The organism is Wolbachia endosymbiont of Cylisticus convexus, assembly GCF_003344345.1.
Window position 1 is genome coordinate 1 of the sequence record NZ_QPIP01000073.1, and the last position, 8150, is coordinate 8150.

General features: G+C 33.8%; 3 protein-coding genes and 3 pseudogenes. 2 read left to right on the plus strand and 4 right to left on the minus strand.

What is annotated here, in order from left to right:
- Nucleotides 1–56: 56 nt before the first annotated feature.
- On the minus strand, nucleotides 57–1160 hold the full coding sequence (locus Wcon_RS07165) for an ankyrin repeat domain-containing protein (protein ID WP_114517714.1): 1104 nt from the start codon (nucleotides 1158–1160) through the stop codon (nucleotides 57–59).
- Nucleotides 1161–1428: 268 nt separating this feature from the next.
- Nucleotides 1429–2479, minus strand: a pseudogene (locus Wcon_RS12115) (IS3 family transposase).
- 407 nt (nucleotides 2480–2886) lie between these two features.
- On the opposite strand from Wcon_RS12115, the gene Wcon_RS07180 reads away from it, so the two are divergent.
- Both Wcon_RS07180 and Wcon_RS07185 read left to right on the plus strand, forming a co-directional pair.
- A complete protein-coding gene (locus tag Wcon_RS07180; RefSeq protein WP_147269170.1) occupies nucleotides 2887–3789 on the plus strand; it encodes a hypothetical protein in 903 nt (300 codons plus the stop codon).
- Nucleotides 3790–6300, plus strand: coding sequence for an ankyrin repeat domain-containing protein (locus Wcon_RS07185; RefSeq protein WP_114517717.1), 2511 nt, complete (start codon nucleotides 3790–3792; stop codon nucleotides 6298–6300).
- A gap of 321 nt (nucleotides 6301–6621) precedes the next feature.
- Here the strand turns inward: Wcon_RS07185 and Wcon_RS07190 are convergent.
- Together Wcon_RS07190 and Wcon_RS07195 are read right to left on the minus strand one after the other, a co-directional pair.
- Nucleotides 6622–6964: pseudogene (locus Wcon_RS07190) on the minus strand (transposase); the annotation flags it as partial.
- Between the two features lie 262 nt (nucleotides 6965–7226).
- Nucleotides 7227–8150: pseudogene (locus Wcon_RS07195) on the minus strand (IS110 family RNA-guided transposase); the annotation flags it as partial.

Genomic DNA, 8150 nt, shown 5'->3' on the forward strand with positions numbered 1-8150 from the left:
TTTTAAAACATTGTAAACTTCCTTCTATCTGGCACATTATACCACATTTCTTGCAGCTAAATCTGCCTACTGAAGTTATTTCCAGACTCGGTTATTCCTACATCAGAAAGACGAGTTGTTACTTTTGGTAGAATATTTGTACAAAAGCACTTTTTGCACTCTTCTAAAACATCATCTAACCCAACATTACCACTAAATTTAATTCCTCTTTCCAAGCTTGTTATTATTTTTGGATACGCTTCTTCAAGCTCAGTATGTATTCTATCTTTTTCTTTTGAGTCTAAATTTCTTATTTTGCCTTCTACAAATGAATCAAATTTCTTAAGCGCAAATCTAACTGCAATATTGATATCTGGTATAACCTCTACTCCTTTACTTGTTAAATTCTGATAGTGCCTACTCCTAGTATTATCTAAAGCTTCAGCAACACAACTAGCAAAAGCAATATTCTCACTACTCAAAAAACTACTAGGGCTGCTTGCTGAGTGGATAATAGATTGCTGAGCAGAAGGTAAAACAGGGACATTGCGGAACAAGCTACTGAGTGCAGCAGTAGTTGAAGCTCCCATCCAACTAAACACATTATCAATAAAGGAAGAAGGTTTGACTACATTGCCTGTCACGTCTGCAGTATCGTCAGCTTCTAACGCTTTAAGATTTCTAGTGGGCAATACTGCTTTATAATCAAACTCAACATCACCTTTCAACATGGATAATATTTTTTGTATTATATGGTCTTCACACATAAGTTCTGGATTATCTCCAACAACATCAGATGCCGTTTCACCATTTACATCTCTTACATTAGGGTCAGCATTATTGTCGATGAGAAGTTTTACCATCCCTACTCGACAATGGAAAGACGCTAAGTGCAAAGGTGTCTTACCCATTGTGTCTTGCAAATTGACATCAGCAAGATGAGAAAGTAGAAATTGTCCTGCTTCTTCTCTACCATATTCAGCGGCAACGTGCAAAGCAGTTCTCAAATCTTCACTATTAGCAGCATTAACACTAGCACCACTGGTAATCAAAAGATTCAATATCTTCAAACTATTCTCTTTAACAGCAAAACTTATAGGTTTTATACCATATTTTTCACCATTAAAAACCTTGCTTACACCTATATAATCTGCAGTTATAATACATTCTTCAGCTTTCAAAAGATTATGCTCTTCTATAGCAGCAAATAACTAGTCTGTAAAAACTTCAGTCTGTTTGCTCATAAAACACCTCATAAAGAATAACATTTTTGGTTTTATATCATATAATTTAGTATGCACAAGTAAAATTTACAGAAAAACCTAAAAAACTTCTAATAGTGATAATTTGAGAGTATTATTACCCTTTTAACGCTAATCAACTATGTGACCTTACCCAGAAAAAGTGGAGAGAAAGTTGGGAAGTTTTTTTACAAAGAGAATAAAATGCTCAGGAATGCAATGTAGAATGTCTGCGTTGTTTGTTATAAAAAATTCCTATATATTCAAATATAGCAGTTTTAATACACCGTTTGGAGTACTTAGCAGTATTTATTAATAACTCCCTTTTCAGAGAACTGAAGAAACTTTCTACAACGGTAACAACAGCCTTTGTGACTCATGCTAGGCACTTATAGCTAGTAGATTTTGGTAATTTTTGAAGTATATTGTGAACCTTGATCGCTGTGTAATAGTAGATTCCTGGGATGGTTACGCTTGTAAATGGCCATTAACAAAGAGTCAATAACCAACTGTTTACTCATTGACCAGCCAACTAGATCGATTATTGCTGCCAAATATAGCCATCCTTTCTTGGTTCTTATATAAACTTTATTTGGTTGATCGGCAATAAAATTTTGATTTAATATATTGGGAACTATAACTCTATTGTCTGTTTGCTGTTTCTTGGTTTTAAATTTTCTTTTAAGTATAGCCTTAATGCCATTTTCTTTCATAACACTTTGCACTGTTTTGATGTTGTAATTTTTGCCTAAAGCTTTCAATTCAGCATGAATTTTAGGAGCACCATATCTGCATTTAGAAACTTGATGTATTTTTTGAATATCTGCTAATAGATCTTTTTTTGCCAATTCTCTATTGCTTATTTTTTTAGCAAGCCATCTGTAATAACCACTAGCAGATACACCAGAAATTCTGCATAATTCTTGTACTTTATAGCAATTGCTATGCTCTTTTATAAAAAGATATTTTACTCTTTTTGACTGGCTCAGGGCTTTTTTTAAAATGTCTCTTTCCCTTGTTACTCTTGCTAACTCTCTCTTTAAGTCAAATCTCTCTTTATCGTAAGGAGCTACGCTACCCCTGCCTGGAAATGCATTTGCTGCTGACTTTTTCTCGTTATACTTCTTTATCCACTTACCTAATACACCAGGGTTTATACCTAGATCTCTTGCTATTTGTGAAATTGTTTCTTCCCTTTCTATAAAAAGTTTTACAGCTTCTTCTTTGAACTCTGCTGTATACTTTCTTCCATTTGTCATATTACACCCCTTTATGAAAACATTTTTTACTATAAAAACGTCTCAACTTTCTCTCCACTTTTTCTGGGTAAGGTCAGTTGGCTAGTAGGGAAATAAAGAAAATTATCTTAAAATAGGAGGTAGCGTATAGAAAGATATTGAAAGTAGCATTTGTAATTGGCAAAAAAGTAAATTTGCAACCGAAGCAAATCTGAAATGTCTACAATTTGGCTTAAATCTCTTTCATTGCTTTTTAACGAAAAAAAGAATATTAAGCTACCTATAATAAGTATATAAAATAGCGCTTTTTCAACATATTTTATTCCTCTCGCAGATATATACTTAAAATTACATAAAAACATATTAATATTGACATACCTATATATTTATAATAAGCTAAAAATTTGTCATTATAAATGGATGGTAACATGCTTGAAAAGATGAATAATAATAACTTAATAAGTCGTTTAAGTCAAAAAAATATATCAGCAGCAGTAGAGGGGCAGAATAGTGAGCATCTATTCACAACAAATTCTAGTGAATCAGTTCAGATAATAGGAGATAATATCAGTAATGATCTTAAGGAAAAAAGAAGTAAACATCTTCCTCAGTGCTCTCTAGGCAATAATGGAGAAGCTACTACTGCTAGTAGTAATAAACAAAGTGGAAAATATTTACGTGATGAAAAATTAAGGGAAGAAGTTAAAGCTACACTAAGTAACTATGTAGGTAAAAACTGTACTCTTGAAAAAGTGCTAATAAGAATCAGAGATAATGAGAAGAGAGGTTATACTGCAAGAGTAAAAATTAAAGATGTTCAAGAGATTAAAGTAAGTGAATTTTTAAATGGAAGTTTCTGCAAGGATAATAAAATTTCGAGATTCACATTGATGACCGACGATGGAAAAAATTCGGTATCTTGCGATGTTAATGAGAGTGAGATTCGGTACTACAAAGTGCAAAATGGACTACCTGTAGTAATGATAATAAATTGGTATGTGGGTGAGAAAAAGTGCACTATTAAAATAGAGCTTGGTGTGAACAGTTTTAAGATCATCAACCTCAACGGAGTAACTGACAAGGAGCTAGCTGAGAATAAAGAGGTAAGAATAGGGGATAGACCAAGAGAGGGTTCAAAAGATAATGCTAAGTCCTTAGTTGAAGCAGTACGAGATTCACTACAACCAAGGAGTAGAGAAATTATCGAGCAAATAAGTTCAGCTACACCAGACATACAACAATTAGAGCATAGTGATAATCAAGACAAGAAGTGTTTTGTAGAAAAGATACAGACGCAACGTAAAACAGGAGGCATAGGAGTAGTAAGGTAGATGCTTAATAAAAAGAAGAAAGCTTCTAATGGTGATAGTCAATCAGACAAAAAAACAGTAATAGCATCACTATTGGAGAACCCACTTGATACCATACATAAAGGTGCTGTGGCTGGGTTAAGTAATTATGTACAAAAGAACCCAACTATCTGGCCCATATCGTATGCAGTTAGTATCTTTGGTCATGGACTAAAAACTATGTGGGTAACTGATGAAGAAAATAAAACAAAAGAGGGTATTGTTGATGAAGGCAATTTTAACTTATCAGACCCAATTAAAAACTTTACTGGAAGAACAAAGGAGCTAGAGAAGATATATCAATTACTTAATGAATCAACCTCATCAAGGGTTTTAGTTTCTATTAGCGGCCTAGGAGGAATAGGCAAGACACAATTAGCCTTAATGTATGCCCAGCTTCATGCTGAAGATTATGACAATTTAGTTTTAGTGGATGCTGAAAACTTATCTCATTTCTTTAAAAGACTAGCAGGAAACTCAAGGATAAATATCAAGACAAAAGATACTAACGGTCGTGATAAGGAAGATAAAGATATAGCACAAGAAGTATACGCTCACTTTAAAGGTAAGAAAAGTTTATTTATCTTTGATAATGCTAAGAGTCCGGAGGAAATCAAAAATTTTTTACCAAGCCTAGGTCATGAAGCGCATATTCTAATAACTTCCAAATGTCAGAATTGGAGGAATGTAGCAGGTGAGATCTCATTAAATGGGTTTAGTGATGAAGAGGCAAGAAATTTCGTAAAGAAAGAGTTGAATATAGCAATAGTTGAAGATCTTAAGGATTTTCAATTAATTTCGACAAAGGATGATATCCTGAAAATTACAAAAAAATTTGAGGGAAAAATAGATGTATATAGTGAAGAGTTAAAAATACTGAAACAACGTTTATCACAAAATCAAGAGAGTTACACATTAGATGAGTTAAGTCAGTTAGTAAAAGAAGGTTTGCTCCAATCTTCAAAAGAAGACTGCAATGTAGTTGATGATAACGCAATCACGGAGTTAAATCAAAAATTGCATGGGCTTCCGCTAGCATTGCAGCAAGTAGTTGCCTATATCGAGCAACAGAAAATTGTAAATTCAGACTTTGGAGTGGAGGATTATTTAGAAGAAAATTTACTAAGTTTCGACTTTAACAGATATGATAATGATCCATGTGTTGAAACGGTTATGGCAACTTGGCAGATTACACTCGATAAGATCAAAAGGGATGAACGATTTGGGGATGAAGCTATAAGGATTTTGAACATCATGGCTTATCTTGCACCTGATGATATTTTTAGTGAGATATTTTCAAAGTTAGTGACAGATAGAGAAAAATTAGCTGGTGCTATAGATCTGCTTAGAAGCTATTCGATGATTAGCCAAGGAAAGAAAAGTGATTTATCAAATATTCATGAGTTAGTTCAGGAAGCAATGCGTATAAAGTTGAAAAAACAAAATGCAGAAGAACAAGTTCTAAGTGATATGCTGAAAATAAATCCTTCCAATGAACAAGAAAGTGCTATGAGATGCATCAATGGAATGACTTTTTTTCATCTAGTTGCTTATATTGGTCACTTAGGTATAGTCACAACTCTATTAAATCAAGGAGCAAATGTTGATGTAGAGGATGTATGTGGAATAACTCCTTTATATTGGGCCGTTATTGAAGGTCACTTAGAAGTAGTTGAAGCTCTATTAAGTCGAGGAGCAGATGTTAATGTAATAAATTATGATGAATGGACTCCTTTGCATTGTGCTGCTGAACATTCTCTAGGAATAACTAAATTGCTTGTAGATAAAAATGCTAACATTAGTGCTAAAAATGCTAATGGTAAAACACCTTTAGATTTAGCAAAGAAGTATGGTAATACAGAAATAGTAAAGTTTTTAAGAGAAAAGCAAAGTGAATATAATTACGCATTACTTGCTGCTGGAAGGAGTGAAGATGCTGATGAAATTATAAATCTTCTCAATAAAGGAGCAGATGCTAATGTAAAATACAGTGATGGAATAACTATTTTGCATATGGCTGCTTATAATGGTTGGGTAAATGTGGTTGAAGCTCTATTAGATCAAGGAGCAAATGTTGATGCAGCAAGTTATAGATTGGATTTTAAGGGATTGACCCCTCTGCATATGGCTATTATGAACGGTCACTTAGATGTGGTCAAAACTCTATTAAATCGAGTAGAAGATGTTGATGCACAGGATGAATGTGGACTGACTCCTTTGCATTTTGCTGATTGTATTGGTCGGCCAGATATTAAAGCTTTATTAAATCGGAAAGCAAGTGAACTGGACTGGGAAATGGTCGACAGCCATGAAGTAACAAGCTCAGACTCAAGGCAGACCCCAATCTTTGAATGTCATAGATCTGAAAAAGAATTAATAAATGACTTAAGCGAAGCTGCGAATGATTATTCCCATAGCTCCAGTTCTAGGAGTGTGCTAGATAACCCGTCAGTTACTGCTTTACATAATGCAAGTCATATTAAAAATAAGTAATAAGTTTTCTGAAAAGTATATAAAATTCAAATCTAGGTAAAGATATGGCACCTAGGATTATTTCAGGTGTTGGATTTACTAAATATAGAAAAAAATTGACTGCTAAAGCAGCTACTGCTGGATTTCTTCCTACATTAGAAATGGTAAGTAAAAATTGAAAATTTCTGACAACTTACTGCACTGTTTTAACAGTAACATTATGCATATCTTTGTTAAATAATCTTTTTTTACTATTCTCAAATAAATCTCTATTAATTTAACAACATATATTGTTAGTAACTTAAATAATACAATCACTTCCAGCACCCAAAACCATCCAGTGTGAGAACAAGTTTTTTTTAGATGAGTTGGTCTGGCATATGTACTTAAGACCTTTGCTTCAAGTTCCGGGTGTAGGCTTATTTGCCTTTTTTTGACTATTTGCGGTTCAAAGCTTCCCTCCCTATCTCTTAGTGTTAACAGTTCAAATGACCCTGCACTTGTGCGTAAAGTCTTTCCTGTTTCTGCGATTATTTTCTTCGTTCCTATTATTTGATAGATGGCTTTCCATTTCACCTTCCAGACTTGCTTCCAGCAGCCTTTTTATGAATGGTGTCATCTCTTCCTGTCAATGGTCTGCCTTCCCTTATAGACGATAGGTTTCTAACTTTTTGTAATCTACCAAATCGGTAGTACTATTCGCTTAACTCACATGTCAAATCTCCATTTTTTATATTAATTTATTATTTTTCTTCTCGGCTTGACACAGTTTATTTAATCATAGGCGTCAAGTTAAGGAAAAGTGACATAAGAAAGATACCGTCTTGCTAGTCAACAAAAAAATTACTCAAGCTGTATCATAAAATCAAAAAATACTTCTGATTGTGTAACAGTACACAGATTACAGTTAGTGAATATGTTGAATGGATTGGAAGCATTTTTTGATTTTAAACTACAGTCAACATCCTAGTTCTGTAATTCTTGATATGATTTGGATCAAAAGCACTTTTGGATGTCAGGATACCGAAAATGATATGGAGTAGCTTACGCATTGCAGCTCCCACAATTGCCATATTATGCTTACCCTTCTTCTTTAGTCTTTGGCAAAAACTCACAATGATAGGATTGTGATTCTTGGCTACTATGGCAGGAAAGAAAAGGGCCTTACGTAATGTTTGTGAACCTGATTTACTTAATCTTGGTTTAGAATGTACAGATGAACCTGATGTTATATTTTTCGGTATAACTCCTGTATATGCTGCCAATTGCCTGGCATCTCTAAAAGCTTTTATGTCAGGGATTTCAGCTAAAATAGCCATTGCTGATTCCTCTCCTATTCCTGGAATAGTCAATAGAAGCTGAAAATTTTCCAACAATTCTTTGTGCTGCTTTAATAGTTTGCGTATGGAGTTTTTTATTATTTCTATTTTTTTAACTATATTCGTTGCAACAAGCATTTGCAACTTCTTTAGGCAGTCTCTCTTTTTTTTCTAGGTGGTTATTTACTAATTCTTTTAACGCAACTGAGCAACGATAAAGATGTTTTAATTTTTTCATTTCAGAAGAAGGTGGTGTCCAACGAGTTGGTTCCTGTCTTTGGCAATAATCAGCAATAATTTCTGCATCAGTCTGATCATTCTTTTGTCTTACGAGCTTACTCCTTGTATAAGATTTAATACAATAAGGATTTACAACACTAACAAAATGTCCAGCATTGTGCAGAAATTCAGCCAAAGCTTCGCTATAACAACCACATGCATGACTTTACTTCTTCCACATTATGCTTTTGTAGAAAACTCAGCAGACCTTGAAACCCAAGATCATCGTTCTTAAAGCTCCTTTTCCTAGTTTCACGCTTTTCTTTTTTACTT

Bases quoted from the DNA above. Each gene is read 5' to 3' on its own strand.
- Wcon_RS07185 (WP_114517717.1), top strand. From the start codon at position 3,790: ATGCTTAATAAAAAGAAGAAAGCTTCTAATGGTGATAGTCAATCAGAC.
- Wcon_RS07180 (WP_147269170.1), top strand. From the start codon at position 2,887: ATGCTTGAAAAGATGAATAATAATAACTTAATAAGTCGTTTAAGTCAA.